The organism is Achromobacter sp. ESBL13 (assembly GCF_036668755.1).
Taxonomy (GTDB): Bacteria; Pseudomonadota; Gammaproteobacteria; order Burkholderiales; family Burkholderiaceae_B; genus Achromobacter.
The window spans coordinates 1,347,002-1,370,230 of the sequence record NZ_JAZEVT010000001.1; the positions used below are offsets into that span (position 1 = coordinate 1,347,002).

Sequence of the window (23,229 nt, forward strand, 5' to 3'; positions counted from 1 at the left end):
GCGTCATCCCGCTGCTATCCCTTGTCCTACCGGAACAACACCGATTCAATTCGATTGCGCCCGCGTTGCTTGGCGTAATACAGCGCGCGGTCGCTGCGGCTGAGCGCCAGCTCGGCATCGTCGTCCTTCGTATGCAGCGCGGATATGCCTATGCTGACCGTCAACGGTATATCGCGCCCGCCTGTTGAATACGGCACGTCGGCGATCCGGCGCTGGACGCGTTGCGCGAAACGGTGCGCGCTGTCGATGTCGGTATCGGGCAGGACAACGGCGAATTCCTCGCCGCCGATGCGCCCCACCAGGTCGGTGTCGCGCAGCTGGCCGCGCAGCATGTTCGCAAAATGCTGAAGCACGCCATCGCCGATGGCGTGGCCCCAGGTGTCGTTGATGTGTTTGAAGTGATCCAGGTCGCACATCAGCACCGCTGAACCCAGGCCGCCGTGGCCCTTGATCCGGGTCAGCTCGGCGGCGATACGCGACATGAAATGGCGGCGGTTGGGCAGGGTCGTCAGCGCGTCCGTGGCGGCAAGCTCGCGCAGTTCGAATTCGGCGCGCTTGCGGTCGGTGATGTCCGTGACAAAGCCGTGCCACACCACGCCGTTGTCGACGTCCGGGCGCGGGCTGGCGTCGCCTTGCCGCCACCGCACGCCCTGTCGCGGCAGACAGACGCGAAACTCCAGATGCCATGGCGTCAGCGCGGCGGCGGCGTTGTGCAGCGACGCGCGATAGGCGGCCAGGTCGTCGGGATGGATGCGTTGTTCGATGGCGGTGGAGCTGGCAAGGACGTCATCGGCGGTCAGCTCGAACATATCCCGGATACCCGCGCTGACATAGGAAAACCACGCGCCGCCCTCGGCCGCCGGACGACACTGGAAGACCAGGCCGGGCACGGCGTCGGTAAGGTTGACGACCAGGTCCGCCGTTCGCTTGAGCCGGTCGGACATGGCGCGCACCGCGCTGATGTCCGTGGTCGTGCCCATCATGCGCAGCGCCCTGCCCGTCTCGTCGCGGCTGATCACTTTGCCCCGGCTGCAAATCCACTTGTAGCTGCCGTCTTTGCAGCGGATGCGGTGCTCGACTTCGTAGCTGTCGGTCTTGCCGTCGAAATGGTCCTGCATGGCGGCGCGCACGTAGTCCAGGTCGTCGGGGTGCAGACGGGTGTAGGCGTCCTCGATGCGCGTGGAGAGTTCCGACTCGCTATAGCCCAGCAACGCCTTCCAGCCGGGCGAATAGGTGATGTCGCCGGTGATCACGTTGCGGTCCCAGACGCCGGTGCCACTGCCGGCGATGGCCAGCGACAGCTTGCGGGCTTCTTCGCGCCAAGTGCCTTCATCGGCGCGGTCGCCAGGCAATGCGTCGTGCTGTTCGATGGCCGTGGCCGCCAGGCCGGCCAGGTCATTCAAGGCGCGCTTGTCTTGGTCGGAAAAATCGCGCGCCTGTCCGTGCAGCAGCCGCAATACACCCAGCGTGCGCCCGTCGGCGGCATGCACGGGCCACTCGACAGACCAACGCTGCACATCTCCGAAGAGCGCGCCGTCCACCGCCCGCCAGCCGCCGGCAGCGGCCGCGTCGGCGTCGGCCCCGGCCCATGCCATCACCACCATGTCGACATTGAACAAGCGCCGGGCCAGGCGCGTCAGCCGGTCCAGCGAGCGCTCGGGTTCGCGCTGCGTCCGGCTCGTGCCATCGCCAGGGGGTCGGGCTGATGTCGAATCACCGATAACTGGCATTTCTGAGCCTGGTCAGGATGGGATATCCCGGTACAGCCGGGTCCGCGTGCCTGACATTTTGTCACAACCCGCGCCGGATTTGCATCGGTCGGCCCGCCGTGCACCGCAAATGGTCGCGCTATAGCCCGCTTTCCCTGACGGCCAGACTGGCCAGCAGCCGCATCCAGTGCAGCAGCCGGCTGCGTTCGGCGCCTTCAAAGTACGTTTTGCCGCGCCGTTCCATCACGGCCGGCATCGGCCCATCTATCTCAAGAATGACGCGGTACAACGCGTCTTCCGCCATCAATGCCCCCTGTTTTTGCACCGACGGTATCGGCCCGCCATGCGGCGTGGCCAGCATCGGCGCATTAAGTTGCTGCGTGCGCGCGGGAGCAATCGTGCGGATATGGCCGCAGTAGCGCGTTGGCGTGTCCTCAAGATAAAAGCAGCCGGGGCCGCCCACGGAAAGCAGATGGATGTCGGACTCGCCCACGTAGGCGTCCACCACCCAGCGTGTGGGGTCCACCAGCCGGCCCAATGCTTGCTTGGTGCCGACCCAGGTGCCGGCCCGCAGTTCTGCCGGGGTATCCACCCACAGCCCGTCCATGGGCGCGGCGAGCATCAGCTTGTCTTGCTCGGCGGCCACGGCGCGTACGGTGGCCCGGTTCTGAGCCAGTGCTTCAATGGCGGCCGCCCGCTGGTCCAGCCCGGTGCTTTGACCCAACAACCCGGTCAAGCGCGCCGACTGCCCCGCCACACCTGCCTGCGCCGCCCGCGCTTCACTGGCAAGTTCCGGGCGGTCCAGCACCACCAATGGCGTGCCGGCCTTGACGGTACCCGGCGGATGGTCCGCTTTGATGACAGCGGGCGCCGGCGCATACGCCGTCCATAACGTGATGCTTCGAGCCAAGGCCGCCGCGCGGACCCCGGTAGGCCACGGTATGGCCAGCCACGCCAGCACAAGAAGCAACCCCAGCGGCACCAGCCACCGTCGCGAACGCTTGATGTCCTGCCGTCGTTGCATCCACACCCTGACCTCCCGCCAGCACGGCAGCACGATGAAATAGGCGATTTCCACGGCAAACAGGAATAGCCCCAATGCCTTGAAAAACAAGTGATATACGGCCAGCGCAATACCGAAGTAAACGATCAGGCGATACACCCACGTGACGCATGCAAACAGGATCAGCCTGCGCCGGACCGGGGCCGGCAAGGCCTCCGGCCACGGGTCTTGCCAGCCCCAAAGCCGGCGCCGGATTGCGGTGCGCGTCAGGGCGCTGGCGCGTTCGTGCAGGTTGGGCATGTCCAGCCAGTCTGACAGGATGAAGTAGCCGTCGAAGCGCATGAAGGGGCTGGCATTCAACGCCAACGACAATATCCAACTGGTGGTGGCCAGATAAAAGCAAGCTTGGCGCGGCACGCCGGGCGGCAGCAGCGCCCAGCCCAAGGTCGCCAGCCCCGCGATGGCAAGCTCGGTGATGATGCCGGCGCTGGCGATCATCAGGCGTTTGCGCGGGTCGGCCAGGCGCCATGATTCGCTGGTGTCCGTGTACAGCATCGGCCACATCACCAGGAACGCCACGCCCATGTGCCCGACGCGCACCCCCAGGTGAGTCGCCATCAAAGCGTGGCCCAGTTCATGCAGCGTCTTGGCGACCGCCAGCGCGCAGGCAAAGCCCAGCGCCCCTTCCCACGAAACCGATTCAAAGAGCGTGTGGCGGAACGTGTCCCACTGCCGCACGGTCAGGAACAGGCCCAGCAGTGTCAGCGCCCCTATCGTCCATGCCGTTGCCGGCCGCAACAGCCAGCGCAGATAGGGGTACAGACGCTGCAACAGATACATGGGGCGCACCAGCGGGATCCGAAAGAACAGGTAATGGTGCAACCACCAGTTGGCTGTCAGCCATTCGCGGCCAGGCGCGGCGGCGGCCATGGCCTGGCTGCGGCCGGGATGCGGGCGCAGCAACTGGTTGTGATGCAGAAAGCCGGCAAATTGCAGGACCTGCGCGCCGTCGGGCTGCAAGGGCGTTTGCTTGCGGATGTCTTCCAGCATGTCGGCCGGAAGCAGATGCCAGCGCGCCAGACATTCGAATTCCAGCCAGCCGATCCTGAAATGCCGGTTGCGTACCGGATCTTCAATAATCCACGCCGGGCTGCCATCCGGATACGGTGCACCCGCGAATAGCCGCAAGTCTTGCCGCAGGGGCGCAAGCGGCTGGGCGAGGGGATCATCCATGTTGCGCCCTGGCCCGCGCTACAGACCCGTGAAGGCGCGCAGCGCCGCCAGCGGCCGGCGGATCGCCTCGTAGCCCAAAAACGAGTGGCCGCCGCGAATGCGTGCGGTGCCTTTCAGCCCGATGCGCGCGTCTTGCGCGTCGGCCGCGTCAATGCTGGCGCGCAGCCGATAGCTGGGCACACCCTCGGGCGTCAGCGCGGACTGGTAGCTGGTTTCGATAATCTTGCCGGCCAGCGGGTCCAACGGCTTCACGGTCAGGAATAGCGTCACGGGCGCGCCGACTTCCAGCGACAAGGCATCCGCCACGGGTAGCTGAATCAGCATGGCGGGCTGGCGCGGGTCGGCCAATTGCATGATGCGTTCGCCGGTTACCACGGGCTTGCCCAGCCAATCGTTGATGTCGGCGAAGACCGCAATGCCGTCGCGCGGCGCCGTCACGTCCAGCCGTTGCAATTGCGATCGAACGGATTCCAATTCCGCGCGTCTTTCTTCGGCCCGGCTAAGCAGCGTGGTCACGCGGGCTCGACTGTCTTCGCTGCGAAACGCCGTCTGCCGCGCCGCCATCAGCTCCGCATCCGCCACGCCGACCGCCTGGGTCGCCACGTCAAGCCGGTTGCGCAGCGTGGTGTCGTCCAGTGAAAACAGCGGCTGCCCTGCCTTGACGGCTTGGTTGGGGCTGACGTGCACGGTCTTGACCACGCCGTCCAGCGGCGCGCTGATCACTTGCAGATCCAACGAGGTAATTTCGGCCGGCGCCAACGCGCTTTGCCTGACGGGCATCAGGCACAGGCCCAACAGCAACAGCGCGACCCCGTAGCGTAGCCGCCGCTTCCAGGGCCGACGCATGGGCCGTCGACCGCGCTCCAGCAATTCCCAGCTATAGGCCCAGGTTTGGCACAACCGGCTCATGACCGTGCTTTGCCCGGCGCTGGGCGCCTGCTCCATCAGATACAGCGCCCAACCCAATACCGCACCGTTACGCGTTTTCAGCGGCAAGGCCCACACACCGGCCGGCCACCATTCGCGCCAGCCATCGCGGATCAGCGTGCTGGCCTCGCCCTCGGCGGGCGCCTCGATCCATTGCGCCTGCCCGCCCGCCGTACGCTGGCGCAGCCATTTGCGCGCGGCGGCGAGCCAGACGATGTAGGGGGATTGCTCATCCGCGGAAACCAGCGCCGATATGTTCAGCAGTTTCCAGTCGTGCCCGTCGTCCGCATAGACCAGCGCCTGCCGGTAAGCCAGCAGCGGATGCGCGTCATTGGCGATATGAAAGCTCAACTGTTGCACGCTATCCGCCTGACGCGCCAGCCCCTCCACTTCCGCCAGTTGCAGCAACAGCAATAGATCGTTCTGCATCGTGTTCAGCGCGGCAACGAAAAATCGGCGATGCCGCTCATGCCGGGCAGGAGTTCGCCGGCGGGGTCGCGCACCTGTGCCTCCAGCTCGATCGACTGCGCCACGGCGTCCACGCGCGCGTTGATCGCGGAGACAAGCGCGCGGTACGTTTTGCCGGTCTCACTGACGTCGATCTGGAATTCGGTGCCGATCTTGACGTCGCGCAAGGATCGCGAAGGCAGGTTCAGGCGCACCTTCAACGGGCCGTCCCCCACCAGGTCGACCAGCGGCGCGCCCGCCGCCACGCTTTCGTGCGGACGCACGTATACCTTGGCGACCCGGCCGGAATAGGGCGCGCCCACCACGCAATAGTCCACTTGCGCCTGCGCCAGCGCGGTAGCGGCGGCCGCGCGGTCGGTTGCGGCGCGGGCCAGGTTGACTTCGGTGTCTCCCGCCGCATCCAGCTTGCGCAAGCCCACTTTGGCTTTCAGCGATTCCCGCGCGCCCGCCAATTCCGCGTTCGCCATGCGCAGCCGGGCCTTGGGTTCCGCGCATTCCAGCTGGACCAGCACCGCGTCCTTGGCCACCGTCTGGCCCAGCGACGCGTCCAGGGTTTCCAGGCGACCCGTCATCGGGGCGGAAATCGTGCTTTCAGGATTGGCCGTGAGCAGCACCCGAATGGCGTTTGGGTCGTTCTGGCCCGCGATGGGGGGAAGGGGTTGCGCCGATGCGCACGACATCAACAGCACCGCGGCCACGGCGCTACAACTTGCATGGGACATCTTCATGGGTGCATCTTCTGGGGTGCATTCATTGAGGCGTGCTCATGGCTTGCAGCGCTGATCGTTGCCAGCCTTGCATGGTCTGTTCGATTTGCGTGGCAAGCGTGCTGAGATCGTGGCTGGCGATGGTTTCCGGCATCACGTCCAGGCCCACCGAGTTGTACAAGCGACCCCATGCCGCCTGCGCATCCGAATAGGCCGCATAGCGCTGGTACTGCGACAACAGCCACCGCGCGTCCGCGCGCAGGAATTCCAGTTTTGAGTCGGCTGAAATACTGGCGCTGGCCTTGGCGTAGTCGCGCAGGCGGCCATCCACCTGCATGCTCTGATCCGCAAAGTCCAGCTGTTCGCGCGCCAGGTAATAGCGCTGGGCCGCGACCCGCACCTGGGTCAGAACCGCCATCGACAAGGCCATGCGGCGCAGGTCGGCCACCTTGCTCTGGTTTTCGCCGGCAGCCTGCAAGGCGGGCGCCTTCAGGATGTTCAGCAGGTTCCACGAGATGCGCAGCCCCACCGACGACCAGCTGTTGTTGTACAGATAGTCGTTGGAATCGTAATGCGTGCCCAAGGTCAGGCTCAGGTTGGGCCAGAGTTCCGCCTTGGCGATTTTGATGTCGTTATCCGTGACGCGCTTGCGATACCACTCCTCCATGATTTCCGGGCGGTTCTCAAGCGCCAGGCGCTCCAGGGCGGCGATATCGAAACTGGGCGGGGGAATCTTCTCCTCGGCGTCGTCCGCCACCTGGAATTCGGTGCCGGGCGGCAACGACATCAGCGCCGCCAACTCGGCGCGCGCCAGCTCCAGGTCTTGCCGGCGCGTGGCCAGCAGGCCCACCGCGTCCAGCAGCGCGCGCTGATAGGCTAGCGCCTGCTGACGTGGCAACAACCCCCGCGTCTCGGCTTCCTGAGCAGACTTGATGCCGTTGCGCGCCTGTACGGTCAAGGTGTCCACCGCGGCGATCAGGCGCTGCGCGCCCAACGCGCGCCAGTAAGCGTTGCGCACATCTTGCAGAACGTTCTGGATCACCTTGCGGCGGCGCTCTTCAGCCATCAGCACCTGATCCGCCTTTTGCTGCGTGCGTTCATAGGCGACGAAAAAATCCAGGGTGCTCCACGTCAGCTCCAGGTCGGCCAACCGGTGATAGCGCTGTTCCGACGTCGAGGGGCGCAGGCTGACCTCACCGTCTTCGATCCCCACGGACGTGCCGCCCGAATCATTTGACCGCGACGTGTAGCCGGCGGACGCCACCAGCCGGGGCAGCATCTCGTGCCGCGTCACATCGACCAGGTTGCGCGACAACGCCGTCTCCATGAGCTTGAGCCGGTAGTCCAGGTTGTATTTCAGTGCACGGGCGGCGGCATCATAGAACGTAAGCGGCCGTGTGATGGGTTCCTGATCGGCGTACATCTGCTTGCGATCGTCTTCCACGCGCTGGCGGACTTCGTCGCGGCTGAAGGCCTGCGGCGTCTGCGGCGACGAGCACGCCGTCAGACCCAGGATGGCAATAGTGGCGATAGCGCCTGAGTAACGTCGGTTCTGCTTCAGTTTCATCCCGCGTGCTCCGTCTTCACCGTTGCGGCGTGGTCGGTGTGGCGTTCAACGTCTGCCGCAACACCAGCCGGTTGATCTGATCACTGAACGAGCCCGAATTCGGGGTCTCTTTTTGTGCCGGCGCCTCTTGTTGTGCCGGTGCCTTGTCCTGCGGAACGGGCTTGTGCAGCCGCTGCATTTCCAGTTCTTTGCGGGCAAACACCGACACGTCCGGCAACAAGCCATCCGCGGACAGCGAAACCGCGCCGTGACGCGCCTGCATCCGCGCGTCCTCGTAGCGCGACAAGCGTTGCAAGGCTTCGATGGTGCCGGTCAGCGACAGCGGCACGCCGTCTTGCGCCAGGCCGTCCGCCAATGATTCCAGCGATATCTCGGGCGGCAGCGCCATCCCCGGACGCTCGCCGCGCACCAGCGCATCCAGCCATTGGTGCAGCAGCAAGGCGTCGCGCACAGCAGGGGTGACGTAGACCGCCGGGTCCAGCGTCAGGTCGGACAACGGCCCGGGCGGGCCGTACTCGCGAATCAGCGCATGCGGGTCGGCGCTGGCGACGTAGATGGCGTCCATGTCCAGCGTAATAGTCAACAGCGCCGAATCCGTCTGACCGCCCCGGTCGCTCACGGTATAGACGAAGACGTCGCGCAAGAGCGGCCCCTGTCCGCGCGCGGCTTCCACGTCGGGGTTGCTCAGATCGATTTCATAGGTGTAGCTGCCGTCGGCGTTCAAGGTCAGGAAACCGTACCGGCCCGCCAGCCGTTGACCGATCTGTCCGGCGACAACGGCAGAGCCGCCCTCGCCCGCCGTGCGCACTCCTACCACCGTCAGTTGCTCGTTGGCATCGACATCGCTGTCATTGGCCAGCACGTTGCCCTGCGTGACGGGGGGCCCGCTTACATCATTGACGCTGGCGGTGTCGTCGCGCGCAACCGGCGTGTCGTCCTGGCCACGCAGGGTGATGGTCAATGTGGCCTGCACCGACGCGCCGGCGGTGTCCGTCAGCGTGTAGGTGTACACCTCTGTCAGCGTTTCGCCGTTTGTGCGTAGCGCCTGGACGCGCGCGTTGTTGTTATCCACGACATAGCGGTAAGTGCCGTCGGCGGCCAGCGTCAACGTGCCGTACAGGCCGGCCGTGATTCCACCCACCTGCCCCGGCACGCCCGGGTCGCCCAGGCCACCGGTGCGAACGGCGGAGACCGTCTGGGTGTCGCCTGCGTCCACGTCCGTGTCATTGGCAAACACGTTACCCGTGGGATCCAGCCCCGCGGCGCCGTTGTCGCGGCCGCCCGCCTCGATGGCAATGGCTTGATCGGGCAGCGCCACCGGCTTGTCGTTCTGGCCCAGGATCAGGATGCCGATCGACGCCTGGTCGCTTGCGCCCTGGTCGTCGGTCAAGGTGTAGGTGAAGGTGTCGATCAGCGTGTCGCGCAAGGTCCGCAGCGCCTGGACCTCGGGCAGGCTGTTGTCCAGCGTGTACCGGTATGTACCGTCCGCCAATACCAGCAAGGTGCCGTATCTGCCTTGCAAGGGCACGCCGACGATTCCTGCCGTGCCCGCGCCACCCGCGAGCCCCGTGCGTATTTCCGTAATCGTCAGCGTCCGGCCTTCGACATCCACGTCGTTACGCGTGAGGTCGCCGCTGGCGTCGCGCCCGCCGGATCGGCCCGTCACGTCGCCTTGTTCAACGGCGACTCCCACGATGGGCGCCGCCACGGGCGGGTCATTCACGCCGATAACGGTGATGTCCAGCTGCGCCAGATCCGTCAGGCCGCCACCGTCGACAACACGGTAGGTGAACGCGTCCACGAGCTGCTCGCCCGCCGCCAGCGCCGCGACCTGCTCGTTGCTGGAATCCACGTGGTAGGTGTAGCGGCCATCGGCGCCGATCTCCAACCAGCCGTACTGACCGTTCACGCGCACGGGCGCACCGCCCACGCTGACCAGCGGACGCATCGGGCTTTCCGTGCCGGCACGGATGCCGTTCACGGCCTTGGTGTCGCCCGCATCCACGTCCAGGTCGTTACCCAGAACTTCGCCGGTTGCGTCAATGGGCGCCACCACCGACGAACCCGCCGTGGCCGTGTCGGTGTCGTTAACCGCCTGGGGAGTGTCGTAGCGGCCGGCAATGGTGATGGTCAGCACGGCCGTGTGGGTCAAGCCGCCCGCGTCCTGCACGGTGTAGGTGTAGGTCTCTTGCAGCGATTGCCCGGCGCGCAGTTGCTGCACGGCGGCCAGCGAATCGTTGACCGCGTAGGTGTACGTGCCATCGGCCCCCAGGCGCAGCGTGCCGTACAAACCGGCCGAATCCCCGCCGATCACGCCCGCTGCGTTGCTGCTGTTGACGACCGCCGCCACGCTCAGCGTGTCGCCCGCGTCCACATCCTTGTCGTTGCCCAGCACATTGCCGCTGGCCGCCTGCCCGCCGGTGCCGTTGTTCACCCCGCCTGCTTCCTGGGCCGAACCGGTATCCGGCGTGGCGACAGGTGCATCGTTCGCGCCGCGAAGGGTCACGGTCAGTTGCGAGTCACTGAACAGCCCGCCCGTGTCCGACACGCGAAAGGTAAAGGTGTCGATCAACGTTTGCGTGCTTAAACGCAATTGCTGCACGGCGGTCAGATCATTGTTGACGGTATAGGTGTAGCTGCCGTCTGCGTTCACGCGCAAGGTGCCGTACAAGCCGACCAGCTCGCTACCGGCGGCGTTGCTCATCGCGCCGCCGTCGGACAGCGCACCGGTGCGAAAGCCGCTGATGCGCAAGGCGTCGCCGTCGTCGGGGTCGGTGTCGCCCGCATCCAGCAGGTTGCCGGTGGGGTCGAGCCCGCCGGTGCCGTTGGCCGTGCCGCCCTTCTCTTGGGCAAAGGCGGTTTCGTTGTCGGACGTCGGGGCGTCATTCGCACCGCGGATCGTGATGGTCAGTTCGGCCACGTCGGACAGGCCGCCGGCGTCGGTCGCCTGATAGCTGAAGGTCTCGCTCAAGCTCTGGCCGGGGGCCAGGGCCTGTACCAGCGGATTGTTGTTGTCGACCGCATAGGCATAGCTGCCGTCAGGCCGCAACGTCAGGGTGCCATAGGCGCCCACGACGGTCATCACGCCACCGGGGCCGTCGACCACCGGCGGGCCGGCCGCGCCGGTGCGCGCGCCGGTGACGGTTAGGGTGTCGCCGCTGTCCACGTCTTCGGCATCGTCCAGCACGTTGCCGGACGCCTCCTGGCCGCCACTGGTGTTGTTCGTGCCGCCCGCTTCCACTGCCTCGCCCGTCTGGTTCCTGACGTCCGGCGCGTCGTTGCGGCCGACGATGCGGATGCGCAGTTCGGCGGTGTCGGACAGCGTGCCGTCGCTGACGGTATAGGTGAAATAGTCGACCAGGGTGTCGCCCGCCGTGCGCAGGGCCTGCACGGCGGGGTCGTCGTTATTCAGTTCATAGGTGTAGCGGCCGTCCGCGCCCAGGACCAGCTTGCCGTACAAGCCCGTCAGTTCCTGGCCAATGGTGCCGGTGCCGCCGCCACCCGCTGCCTCCCGGCCGGTACGGATACCGACTACGGTCAGCGTATCGCCATCCGGGTCCGTGTCGTTACGCGTGACGTCGCCCGATGCGTCCAGGCCGGGTTGGCCGTTTGTCACACCGCCCGCTTCGACGGCCACACCGATGATGTCGCTGGCTACCGGCTGATCCTGCACCCCATGGATCACGATAGCCAGGGTGGCTGACGACTTGCCGCCCTGGGCATCCTGCAAGGTGTAGATGAAATTCTCGGTGGCCGTCTCGCCGGGATTCAGCGCGATCAGGGCCGGACTCAGGCTGTTGATTTCGTAGCGATACGTGCCGTCCGGGCCGATGAACAAGGTGCCGTACTGGCCAATCACCTGCACCTGGCCGGGGCCGGTCAGGTCCTGGTCGACGCCGCCCGACAGGCGGATCTGGCTGACGGTGTCGCCGGCAACGTCGTTATCGACATCGCTATCGACCTCACCGCTTGTTCCGGCGTCGCGTTCATCCAGAATGACATTGCCCGCCGGGTTCACGGGCGTGCCAATGACGGTGCCGTTGGCCGTATCCACGCGAGCCGTGTAGCCGTCGGCCACGTTGTCGCGCGCGACCGGGTTGTCGTTGGCGCCGTTGATGGTGATGGTAAGGGTCGCTACCGCGTTCAAGCCGCCCGCGTCGGTCACGGCGTACTGGAACACCTCGGTCAGCGTCTGGCCCGCGTTCAAGGCCTGGACTTGCGGATTGGCGTCATCCAGCACATACGCGTATGTGCCGTCCGCGCCCAGCGTCAGGGTGCCGTAGCGGCCTGTCACCGGCGCCGCATCGTCGCGCGTGGTGCCGGGCGCCACCGTGACCAAGGCCCCGAAACCGGTGGACAGCAGCGGGCGCGCAAGCGTCACGGTACGCGTATCGCCCAGATCCACGTCCGAATCGTTCGACAGCACTTCGCCACTTACCGGGCCGCCGCCGCTGTCGTTATTCGTGCCGCCCTTTTCCGTGATGGCGGCGGTGTCGGGCTGCGCATCCGGGGCGTCGTTCGCGCCGCGAATCGTTATGGTCAGGCTGGCGGATGACGTCAGGCCGCCGATATCGCGCAAGGTATAGCTGAAGCTCTCGGTCAGCGGCGCGCTGGAGGCCAGCAGTTGCTGAACCGCCGCGCTGTCGTTGTTCAGCACATACTGGTAGCCGCCCAGTGCATCCATGTGCAGTTCGCCGTACACGCCAACCAGCACGGCCGTGGTGCCAGCGGCAACGGTTTCCGTCGAACCGCCCTGCGAGATGGACGTGACGGCCAGCACGTCCTGGTTCGTCTGGATATCGACATCGGTGTCGTTGGACAGCACATTGCCGCGCGGGTCCACCCCCGGTGTGCCGTTCGCGGCCCCGCCCGCCTCGACGGCCTCAGCGGTGTCATTCACGCCCTGCGGCGCGTCGTTCACCGGGTTGATGGTGATGGCTACCGTCGCCGCTGCGCTCAGGTTGTCGTCGCCCGTTTCGAAGGGCACCCCATCGCCATCCACGTCGCCGCGCTGGCCCTGGTCGTCTACCCGGATCACCAGCGTGTCGTCGCCGTTGTAGTTCGCGGACGGCGTATAGGCCAAGGTGGCCAGCGCCGAGTTCAAGTCGCCCTTGGTGCCTTGCAAGGTAACCGTGCGGCTGTTCAAGGCCCCGGCCACCACCGTTGCACCGCCCAGGGCCAGGTTCAATCCGCCCTGCCCCACGGTCAACGTCACGCGGATCAGGCCCGTTCCGGAATCCGGGTCGTCCACGCTGACGCCCGGGATCAGCAGCGTGGTGTCTTCGTCCACGGCCTGCGCGGCGGCCGGCGTCACCGTGGGCGCGTCGTTGCGTTCCACATAGCCGATGTTGCCGGCGGTGCTTGCGCCCAAGTCACCAAACTGTGCGCTTACCTGCGCCAAAGGCGTGCCGCCATCGCTATCGATACGGACATTCAATTGCCCCACGGGCGGCGCCAAGGTAATGCCAGGGGCGGCGTCCACGCGGAAGACGCCGGCGCCCAACACGCCGAAATGGTAGTAACCGTTGGCATCGGTGGTGACCGTCCACGCGCGGTTGTCGGCGGCGGTGGCCAGGTCGTTGTCCGCGCCGCCCCAGGTCAAGGTGACGGCCTGGCCTTGCAAGCCCGGACCGTCCGGCGTGGTGCTGCCGGTAGCGCTATCGGTGTCGTTCCACAACACGCCGCTGATAAGGCTGACCCCGGCGGCGTCGCTGTCCAGATAGGTGTTCGGCGCGGCCCCTGCGCCGGTGCGTTCGCCGCCGGTCGTGCCGGCCACGCCAACCGACGTGCCCGCATAGCTTTGAAAACTGTCGGGCAAGCTGGTGTAAGCCACGCGCGCCTGCGTGTCGGCCAACAGCACGTTGTTGGGCAAGTCCGCGGTATAGACCAGGCTGACGGTCTGGCCGACGGCCAGCCGGTCCATCGTGACGGTGACGGTATCGCCCGCCACCGTCACGGTTACCCCGGCCGGATACGCACCGGGCGCGTACACGACGCCGTCGATCGTCAAGCCCTGCACCGTCAGATTCGATCCGCCCGAGGGCAAGGTATCGGTCAACGCGACGTCATAGGCGACGGCGCTGCCCGTATTGCCGAAGGTGACGGCGTAGGAGGCTCGGCCCGTGGCGCCGGCCACGCCCGGATCGAACGCGGTGACCGTTTTATCCAGATTGTCGATCTTGGGTTCCACCACGCGTTCGACAGCGGAATCCGTGCTGGTGCGCACTTCGCCGCCACTCAGGAAATCGGCCTTGACGGCCAACTGCTGGCCCGCCGCCACGCCCGAGGCGTTATCCACGCGCACGTTGAACTCGAAATAAATCACCTCGAAATCGGCGTCGTTGTTGGCGTTGACCAGTGTGCCCAGTTGCAGCACGACGGCGCGCGGGTCACTGGTGTTGATGTTGGCCTGATTGATGACACCGGTCGCGCGGGTGCCGGACAGGTCGGGCGCCAGCAGGCTTTGGCTTTCGTCGGTAAGGCCGCCGTTAATGGCGACGCTGCCGGACGCAATCAATCCAGCCAGCGTCGATTGCAATCCCGCCACGCCGCCCACGCTGTCGGCAATGAAGCCCAGCGTGGCCGTGCCGTCGTTCATGAACGTCAGGCCTTGCGGCAGCAGCACGCGTATGGCGGCGGCGGGGTCCGTGCCTTCCGGCACCACGAAGGCGACCCGGTAATGGATGATCTCGCCCACCGCCACGTCTTGCGGGTCGGCGGTGGAAGGCGTGCCGGCGGCGGTGTCCGTCAGCCCGCCCACGTGGCTGATGGTGGCGTCGGCCGCGACCCGCTCGGACAAGGTGTTGCTCAGCTGATAGTCGTTCAGCACGCCGCTGGCAACCACGCCGTCAACGCCCGTGCGCTCTCCGGCCGCCGCGCCATTCAAGCTGGTCCACTGCACACTGACCTGGTTGTCGACCGAGCCCTGGGTGCCGGTCAGCGCATTAAGGGTGCCGGTAACGCGCAACACCACCGCGCCGCCTTTCGGGATATCCAGCTTGCTGCCGTCCGCCGTGCGCAGTTCGCCGTTCTGGATGATGAAATCGCCGGAACCCGTGATGGTGGCGCCGGTATACAGCGTTACGCCGATGATCTGCGCGTCGCTCAGCTCGGTGGGCAGCACGTCGCGCAAGGTCACGTCAAACGCGTCGACATCGCTTGCCGCCGTGCCATTGCTGATAGTGATCGTATAGGTCAGCGTGTCGCCGCGGTCCACCCCGACGCTTGACCCGGTGCTGACCGCCGTTTGGGTCACGCTTAGCGTCGGTTCAACAATGGTGACGGTGGGCAAAGCGCCCTGCGCCGCCACGTTGCGATCGGCGGGCGTGACGCCATTGGGCGTGTCGCCATCCGGGTCGGTGTAAGTCAGCCGCGCGTCGTTGATCAGCAGCGTGCCCGCTTGATTGGATGGCGCGTTCACCGCAAGCAGCGCCACGCGAATCACAAAGCGGTTGTCGGCCGCGTTGTTGTTGCCGGCGGCGGAACTGGCGCTGAAGGACATGCGCACATCGGTACCGTCCGTGCCAGCCGTGCCCCCAATGCCGCCCACGCTGGCCACCGCCACCACGCCGGCAAAGTCCGCGCTAAGCGCCGTGCTGCCGGACCGCGACGTGATCAGCAGGTAGCCGCCCGTGCCGAAGCTCGTATCCAGCGCCATCCCGGCCGGAATCAGGTCGTCCAGCCGCAGATTCTGGGTTTGACCTTCGGGCAAGGTCACGATGATGTCGTACAGCATGCGTTCACCCACCACCAGATCGCTGCCGCTGGTGTGCGGCGCGCTGGAATCGGTGGGGTCCAGGCTGCCGCCCGCAAAGACCTTTTCCACGGTGGGCGCGGCAACGGCGGCGTCGGCCGTGTCCGCCAGGTCGGTGGGCGTGAAGTCGGCGCCGTTGTTGGTGCTGGCGTAGCGGGTCAGCACGGCGGTGCTGCGCAGGTTCTGGCTGGCGGCCACCGACGCGCTGGCGACGGTGTCATAGGTGATGACCACGATATTGCTGCCCGCCGTATCCGCCGCCGAGCCGTTGCGGCCCGCCAGCAGCGACGCTTGCCCGCCGGCATCCAGAAACGTGATGGCGTTGCCGTTGACGACATAGTCCACATTCAGCTGCAACACGGTACCGTCGCCTCGCGCCACGAGCAGGTTGGCGCCAGCCAGGCTGCCCCCCAGAAAGCCCAAACCCGCCGGCAGTTGCACCGTCGTACCGACGTCGAATGCCCCGCCGCCGCCGGTGTTCTCGATGCCGGTCGCCAGGCGTACGACGTCACCGGCGTCCATGCCGGCCACGGTGCCTTCAAGCGCCGTCAGGTCCGTGACCGAACCCGTGAAGGCCGGCCCCCCCGACCCCGCGTTCGACCACGTGCCCGTCGTGCCGGTGACGGTGCCGCCCGTGGACGCAACCACGCCGTGCGTGATCGACAACACGGGCTCGGCCACGGATTGAATCAATACGGTATCGCTGCTGACCAGCTGCTGCTGACCGATCGTCGTCAGCTGGTTCGATTGGCCCAGCACGGTAATGGAGCGCTGGTCGGCAAACGGCTGGTCCGTCACGCGTAAGGTGAACAGGACTTCGATACGATTCTGGCCCGTGGGGTCGGCCTGCATGGCGTAGTTGCCAAAGTCGAACACAAGCGAATCGCCCGCCGCGGCCGTGACCGATTGCACGGTGCCCGGGTGGCTGTCATTCAAACCATATGACCAGTTGTGGTCCCCGATGCCTTGGGACCACGCGCCACTTGTGTTGAACAGCGGCAAGGGCAGGTATGCGGTCAACTTCAGGTTTTCGTAGTCGCCGGTTTGCAGGTCGTAGCTAAGGCGGAAGGTCACCACGTCGCCCGGCTTGAGCTCGTAGGACGGCGACACGATGTTGCCGTTGACCTGGAACACGCCGATATCGACGGCACCGGTGGGAATGGTCAGTGTCACATCGGACCCATCGCTCTCGCTACCGCCCAGGTTCACGCGATTCTGCACGACGGTGCCCTCCAGCACCGCGCTGTTCCCCAACGAATCGCCCTCGTTGATTTCGGCCTGCGGATAGGTCCCTTGGTATGCCTGATCGACCCGCGCCTGATAGTTGACCGTGGCGCGCGTCGCGCCCTGCTGCGTGCCGTTGCTGGCGATATCGCCCGCCAGGATTTCCAGCGGCAGGCCCGCATTGCGCAGCGACGCGGCAATGTCGAACGTGATTGGCGTGCCGGCGGCCGTCTTCGCGCCCAGCGTGTAGACCAGCGCCACGGAATAGACCTGCCCGTCTTGCGTGAAGGTCAGCACCGGCTGGCCGGAAAAGGTCATGCCGTTGCCCAGCATGTCGGTCACGGAAAGCTGCCCCTGCCCCAACACGGTCTTGCCAAAGGCAAAGTAATCGGACAGCGCAATGTCGTACCGAAAGCCCAGCGTATCGCCCGGCGACAGGCCGGCAATGCCCTGGTCCACCGCGATGCCCGCAGTCTTGTGCAGGGTGATGGATTTGGCGACGAAGCTTGCCGGGTCGCCGATGTCCACGACGGGCAGCAGCGGCAGCGGCGCAGGCACGTCGCGCGGGTCCAGGGGATGCCATCCGCCGGCCACGGTGGGACTTCCGATGTCGATCGTGCGGTTATCGCCCGATAGCGGGTCCAGCACCGCAACGCCGGCGGCATCCGTCTGGGCCACGTAGAACTTCACCAGGGTGTCGGCCGGGGCGGACAGGCTGGCGTAGCTGACCGTATAGGCCCTCAGATAGGGCGATGTCGACAAGGCCGCCGTGATGGCAAACTGTGACGTCAGCTCGGTGCCGTCCGCCAGCACCAGGCGCGTAATGACGCCCCCCGCATCCGGGGTGATGCTCTGCACGCGGATCGTATCGGGCAGCGTCTGATTCAACACCAGGTTCTGCACCGTTTGGCCCGGTGCGGGGGTGGCCGTCACGGTCAACGTGTGCGGAAAATTCTGGCCGGTAACGGTTTCGCCTTCCACCATGTCCAGCGTCTGCGTCACGGTCAGCGGCGTGGAGCGCAGCGCGTAGGTGTCAAACGACGCCTCCAGGATGGAAGGGTCTTGCTGCGGGTTGTCCAGCGCGTCGTTGCCATATTGAAAGCCGCTGCGCAGGCTGACAATGTGGTCTTTGTTTACGTCGGCCAGGTCGCTCATGTGCAACTTGATGTCGACCACAATGGCGGGCTGGTCCTTGCCGAAGCCCGCAAAGGGCAGCTCCAGCACCACGAGTTGATCGCCGGCGCGGTAGCCGTAGTCTGACGCCCGGATCACCAGCGCATTGCCGTTGGCATCGCGCGCCAGCGGATGCAAGGCCGTGCCGTCCGCGCCGAAGGTCACAACGTGGCTGACAAGATTGATGCCCAGCGCACTGGCGGACACGAAGCTGACGCCATCGTCACCGTCGAAACCCGTCGTGGGCAGCAACACATCGATGAACGGCGCATACCCGGTTTGGGTCGACGGATTGGTCATCGTCACTTGGATCAGTGCGTCGCTACCCAAGAGGATGTCGGCGGACGATCCGTTGACGGTCGATGTCGGGTCGGCGTTGGCCATCAACCCTTGATAGGCGGCCAGCGCGGCGGCGTCGACGGCCAATCGGCTTTCGATGGGACCGGTTGACGTCTCCAGCAGCCAGTCGCCGCCCTGCATGCCGCTGCCGGTGTCGTTGGTGGACGCCGCGATATCGGCTCCCGTCATGGTCGCCATGGTGGTCATCAGCGCCGCGCCCGCCTGGCCCTGGCCCGTGTCGCACCCATAGAGCAGGATGTCGGCGTTGGCACTTAAATGGGAGCCCCAGCCGGCGGTGCGCAGCGTATCGGCCGACTGTGCCGACAGCACGCTGCTGCCCAGCATCATCTGGCCGGGCGTGCCGTGCCCCAGGATCTGGATGGAGTCCACTTGCCCCAGGGCATCCAGCGCGGCCTGCACCGCGGCGACGCCGTCGCGCGCGGCGTCCACTACCACGACTTTTGTGCCCGGCGTGGCGCTGTCGGCAAGCGCCTGCGCGCCGCTTACGCGTGCGTCGATAACAAGCACGCTTTTGGCGGCGGGTGTATCGGTGGAAGCCGCGTCGGCATGAGACGCGTCGGGCTGGGCATTGTGCTGTTGTTCTGCCGCCACTGCACCCGCTGCGTCGAACAACAAGCGAGGCTCAAGCGCCAAGCTTCTTGAGGTCGGATAGAACGCCGGACGGTCTTCCTGTTGCATGCTCTGTCTCCCTCAAGATCGGGGTGCTTAGCGGCGCGGTCACCTGCGTCGCGCCATCGGGCGGGACACGAACATCGGATGCGTACTCGTTCTGTAGCAATTCAGAATACTCTCGCCCCCAATATTCGTGTCAAGAAATATCATCGAACCCGCCCCGCTTTCGCACCGGTAAACCAGCGCAAATAGGCGTTGCCTTCGCTTGCCGCCGCCAGCTCCGCGTCGCTGCGGGCCCAGCCCTCGCGATCACCTTGGTAGGCCGCTAAGGCGCTTGCGTAGAACAGGTCCAATGCGCCGCGCTCGCGGTCGATCGCCCGCGTTACTTCGGCATCGGCCGCTACCAGCGAAGGCGGTGTTCGTTGGGCAAGCAAGGCGGGCAACGTGTGAATGACCTCTCTTGGCCGCACCCAGGTCGCGTATTCGATTGCCGGCCGGTCATCGGTGACGGCGGGCGTTGAGCCCGCGAAGTTGACCAGGCCAGCGCGGTCCGTTACCCAGGTGGCAAGCAGCGCTGCCGGCGACGCGACCCCGACTTCCGCCAGCGCCGCCTTCACTTTCGGTTGGGCAAAGCGTTCGGCAATCCGCGCGGCGTCCAACGGCAACGGCTCCATCGAACCCACCATCAGCATTTCATGAAACTCCGTCGTCCAAAGCGAGGCGTGCGGAAATACATTGATGAAGCTTGCGACCAGCGCGCGGGTGTCGTCCAGATTCTGCGTGGGGAGCGGCAGCCATTGCGCCACGATGCCACGCGGGTTCAGCCGCGCCGCCGCCAGCGTGTAGAAATCCTGCGAGTACAGATTGACCACGCCCGCCGCCGATGGCGGAGGCGGTTCAAGCGTGATGAGGTCGTAGCGTTCGGTATTGCGCAACAGTTCGCGCCGCCCATCGTTCAGGCGTATTTCCAGGCCGGGATCGGTCGAGGCGCCATAGCTGCCCTGGAACAGCGGCGCGGCGTGCAGCACGCCGGGAAGCAACTCGGCGACCACTCTGCGGTCCAGGCCGGGATAGCGAGACAGCGCGCCCGCCGTGATGCCGGTGCCGTAGCCGATCACCAGCGCGGAACGGGGCTCGCCGGCATGCACGATCAACGGCAAGAGCGCCTGCAATCGCATATAGCGCAGCGACGGCATCGCGTCGCCGGAATTGGACACGCCCTGGATGTACAAGCGGCGGAAGCGCCGATCGCCCTTGCCTTGCTCTACCACCGCGACGGTGCCGCCGTGGCTCTCTTCGTAAAAGACCAGTTCCGCGCCTTGTGCCCCCGGCAGCAGACGTGCCAGATGGTCAACCGGCATCGCCACGCCCAGGATCATGGCGGCGCCCACGAATGCCGCGCTCAGGCCCCTTACCATCGGCGACGAGGATGGCGCGCGCCATATCGCCGTGGCGCCAACGCAGCAGGCAACGGCCGTCAGCAGCGCCAGACTGCGCACGGTGCCCAGGTAGGGCAGCAGCAGAAACCCGGTCAATGCCGTGCCCGCGATGCCGCCCAGCGTGTTCCAGGCCAGTACCGCCCCCGCGCCCTGCCCGCGGCGTTCGGCGGGCACGGCAATGCGCAACACGGCGGGAAATGCCGCGCCCAGCAGCAGCGTCGGCAAGAGGACCAGCGCGCTTGCCGCCACCGCGAACCGGGCGGCCATGCCGGCCATATTGCTTTCGGTCCAGCGCAGGACGGTCGATTCGGCCACGCTTTGCGCGCTGACCAGCCAGCGGCCCAGCAGCGCCAGTTCGACCAGGGCAATCAGGCCGGCGCCCGCCACCAGCAGTCCGAAGACCCGCCACGGGTCACCCACCCACCGTTCGCAGCGCGCGTACAGCGCCGAGCCTGCCGCCAAGCCCACAAGATAGACGGCCAGCACGATTGAAAACGCGAATGCGCGCGTGCTCATGAACGGCACCGCCATCTGCGACCAAAGCACTTCGTAGCCCATGGCCACCGCCCCCGCGACCGCATACAGCCCCAAGGCCACGCGCGCGTCGCGAGGCATGGCAGGCGCCGGCGCGCTCACGACGGGCGGCGCAGCATCGGCGGCGGGCAGCGGGGCTTTCCGGTGCAGCGCGCACGCCCCTAGCGCGGCAAGCAGGTTCAGGCCGGCGGCCGCCCAGGACGCGCCTTGCACGCCCATTGCGGGAATCAGGAAAAAAGCCGGAAGCAATGCCCCGACGATTGCGCCGCCCGTATTCGCGGCATAGAGCGTGGCACCCGCCCGGCTGATTCTTCCGGCGCCTGTCGCACGCAGCAGGACCGGCAAGGTGCCGCCCATGAAAAACGGCGTAATGCCTACAACGAACACGACGGCCACCCAGGCCAGCAAGGGGCTGAAGGCTTCAACGTGCGCAAAGGCCGGCGCCCCCATCCCAAGTGTGATGGTGACCCCCACGCCCAGCGCCGCAATGGCGGCTTCAATGCCCGCATACATCAGGAACGGGCGCGCGGACCGATCGGCCCGTCGTCCCAGCACCCAACTGCCCGCCGCCAGCCCCAAGAAGAACGCGCCAACCGCAGCCGCGATGGCGTGCACCTCCACGCCGACGATCAGTGACAGTTGTTTGATCCACAGAATCTGGAAAATCAATGACGCCACGCCGGACAAGGCTAATAGCAAGGCCGCGGGCCACAGGGTCGTCCGGGCAAGCAACGCCGCGCCTGCCGCGGGAATCGCCGCCATGGGGCGCGCGGATGCATTCATTGTGATGTCCTCAAGTCAATCCACCCAATGCCGGCGTCGGGCGCGGCGATAACACCGCGCCCGACCCTCAGCGTTTACTTGCCCTGCTTTTTCGCTTGCTGCTCGAAGTACTCCTCGATTTTCTTGTCCACTTCCTTCTGCACCTGATCGGTACTGAAGCTGGGCGGATTCTGGCTGGGCGGCCAGTCAATGAAGGTTTGCAGGAATTCCCCTGCCTTGGCGGACCCGATAAATGCCAGATACGCGTTCTTCGTGAGCCAATCGTTGTACTGATCGGAAACGACGTCGGCGCGTTCGTACGGGTCCATGCGCAGGTTGAACACCTTGGGCACGCGCAGGCACACAAACGGCTCCTTCCACACGGCAAAGCCACCCGGCGACTTCTGTTCGCAGAAAACGACCTTCCAGTTTTCGAACCGCATGGCAACCAACAGGCCGTCATCGTTGAAGTAATAGAAGTCTTCGCGCGCGCTCTTGTCGCTCTTGCCCGTCAGGTAGGCCAATTGGTTATAGCCGTCCAGGTGCACCTTGAAGTCGCGGTTGGCGCCGTTGGGACGCCAGCCTTTCAGCAGCTGATCCTTGACGCCCTCGTTGCCGGCGGCGGCCAACAGCGTCGGGAACCAGTCCAGCCCCGAGACGATGTCGTTCTTGACCGTGCCGGGCTCGATATGGCCCGGCCAGCGGATCATCGCCGGAACGCGGAAGGCACCTTCCCAGTTGGTGTCCTTTTCACTGCGGAACGGGGTGGTAGCGGCGTCGGGCCAACTGAATTGGTTGGGCCCGTTGTCCGTCGTGTAGATCACGATGGTGTCCTTGGCGATGCCCAGGTCATCCAGCTTTTTCAGCAGTTTGCCAACGTCCTGGTCATGCTCCCACATGCCATCGGCATAGTCGTTGCCCGGCATGCCGCTCTTGCCCTTGTGTGCATCCCGAATGTGCGTGAACAGGTGCATGCGGGTGGTGTTCATCCACACGAAAAACGGCTTGTCGGCCTTGCCATGCTTGTCCAGGTAATCCAGCGCCGCACCGACGGTTTCGTCATCAATGGTTTCCATGCGCTTGGTGGTCAATGCGCCGGTATCCTCGATCTTGCCGTCGGCTGACGCTTTGATCACGCCACGCGGCATGTAGCTTTTGATCACCGGGTCCGTGGGATTTTTCGGGAAGTACGGGCGCTCGGGTTCTTCTTCCGCGTTCAGGTGATACAGATTGCCGAAGAATTCGTCGAAGCCGTGCTTGGTCGGCAGGTATTCGTCGCGGTCACCCAGGTGGTTCTTGCCGAATTGCGCGGTGTTGTAGCCCTGGCCCTTCAAAGCTTGCGCAATCGTGATGTCGCGGTCCTGCAAGCCCACGGGCGCGCCGGGGATGCCCACCTTCGACAAGCCCGTGCGCCGGGCCGATTGGCCGGTGATGAACGTTGACCGCCCCGCCGTGCAACTGTTCTCGGCGTAGTAGTCGGTGAAGATCGCGCCTTCGTTGGCAATGCGGTCGATATTCGGCGTCCTGTAGCCGACCACCCCTCTTGTATAGGCACTGATGTTGGCCTGCCCCACGTCATCCCCGAAGATGACCAGGATGTTCGGCTTTTTACCGGACGCCTGGCCCTGCGAGGTCGACTGCGTATTCTGGGACTGCGCATAAGCGCCGCCCATCACCGCAAGCCCGCTCGCGGCCACCAGCGCCGCGCCCAACCATCGTCTTGCTTTCATCATGACTGCTCTCCTTGCCCAACAGGGC

At 65.8% G+C, this 23,229-nt stretch carries 8 protein-coding genes; all 8 read right to left on the bottom strand.

Features of this window, described 5'->3' with window-relative positions; translation table 11 throughout:
* Positions 1 to 26: 26 nt before the first annotated feature.
* On the bottom strand, positions 27 to 1,730 hold the full coding sequence (locus V6F88_RS06045; RefSeq protein ID WP_332608433.1) for a sensor domain-containing diguanylate cyclase: 1,704 nt from the start codon (positions 1,728 to 1,730) through the stop codon (positions 27 to 29).
* Positions 1,731 to 1,848: 118 nt separating this feature from the next.
* Positions 1,849 to 3,945, bottom strand: coding sequence for a site-2 protease family protein (locus V6F88_RS06050; RefSeq protein ID WP_332608434.1), 2,097 nt, complete (start codon positions 3,943 to 3,945; stop codon positions 1,849 to 1,851).
* A gap of 18 nt (positions 3,946 to 3,963) precedes the next feature.
* The gene (locus V6F88_RS06055) at positions 3,964 to 5,301 is read right to left on the bottom strand and encodes an efflux RND transporter periplasmic adaptor subunit (protein ID WP_332608435.1); all 1,338 of its coding nucleotides are present in this window, start codon (positions 5,299 to 5,301) and stop codon (positions 3,964 to 3,966) included.
* A 5-nt stretch (positions 5,302 to 5,306) separates the two neighbouring features.
* Positions 5,307 to 6,068: an efflux RND transporter periplasmic adaptor subunit gene (locus V6F88_RS06060; RefSeq protein ID WP_332608436.1), complete on the bottom strand. Its 762-nt coding sequence runs from the start codon at positions 6,066 to 6,068 to the stop codon at positions 5,307 to 5,309.
* Between the two features lie 22 nt (positions 6,069 to 6,090).
* On the bottom strand, positions 6,091 to 7,614 hold the full coding sequence (locus V6F88_RS06065; RefSeq protein WP_332608437.1) for a TolC family protein: 1,524 nt from the start codon (positions 7,612 to 7,614) through the stop codon (positions 6,091 to 6,093).
* A gap of 16 nt (positions 7,615 to 7,630) precedes the next feature.
* Positions 7,631 to 18,802 carry a VCBS domain-containing protein gene (locus V6F88_RS06070; protein WP_332608438.1) on the bottom strand — a complete coding sequence of 3,724 codons (11,172 nt, stop codon included), beginning with the start codon at positions 18,800 to 18,802 and terminating at the stop codon, positions 7,631 to 7,633.
* A gap of 140 nt (positions 18,803 to 18,942) precedes the next feature.
* The gene (locus tag V6F88_RS06075) at positions 18,943 to 21,492 is read right to left on the bottom strand and encodes a fused MFS/spermidine synthase (protein ID WP_442880178.1); all 2,550 of its coding nucleotides are present in this window, start codon (positions 21,490 to 21,492) and stop codon (positions 18,943 to 18,945) included.
* A gap of 74 nt (positions 21,493 to 21,566) precedes the next feature.
* The gene (locus tag V6F88_RS06080; protein WP_314355844.1) at positions 21,567 to 23,201 is read right to left on the bottom strand and encodes an arylsulfatase; all 1,635 of its coding nucleotides are present in this window, start codon (positions 23,199 to 23,201) and stop codon (positions 21,567 to 21,569) included.
* Between the last annotated feature and the right edge of the window lie 28 nt (positions 23,202 to 23,229).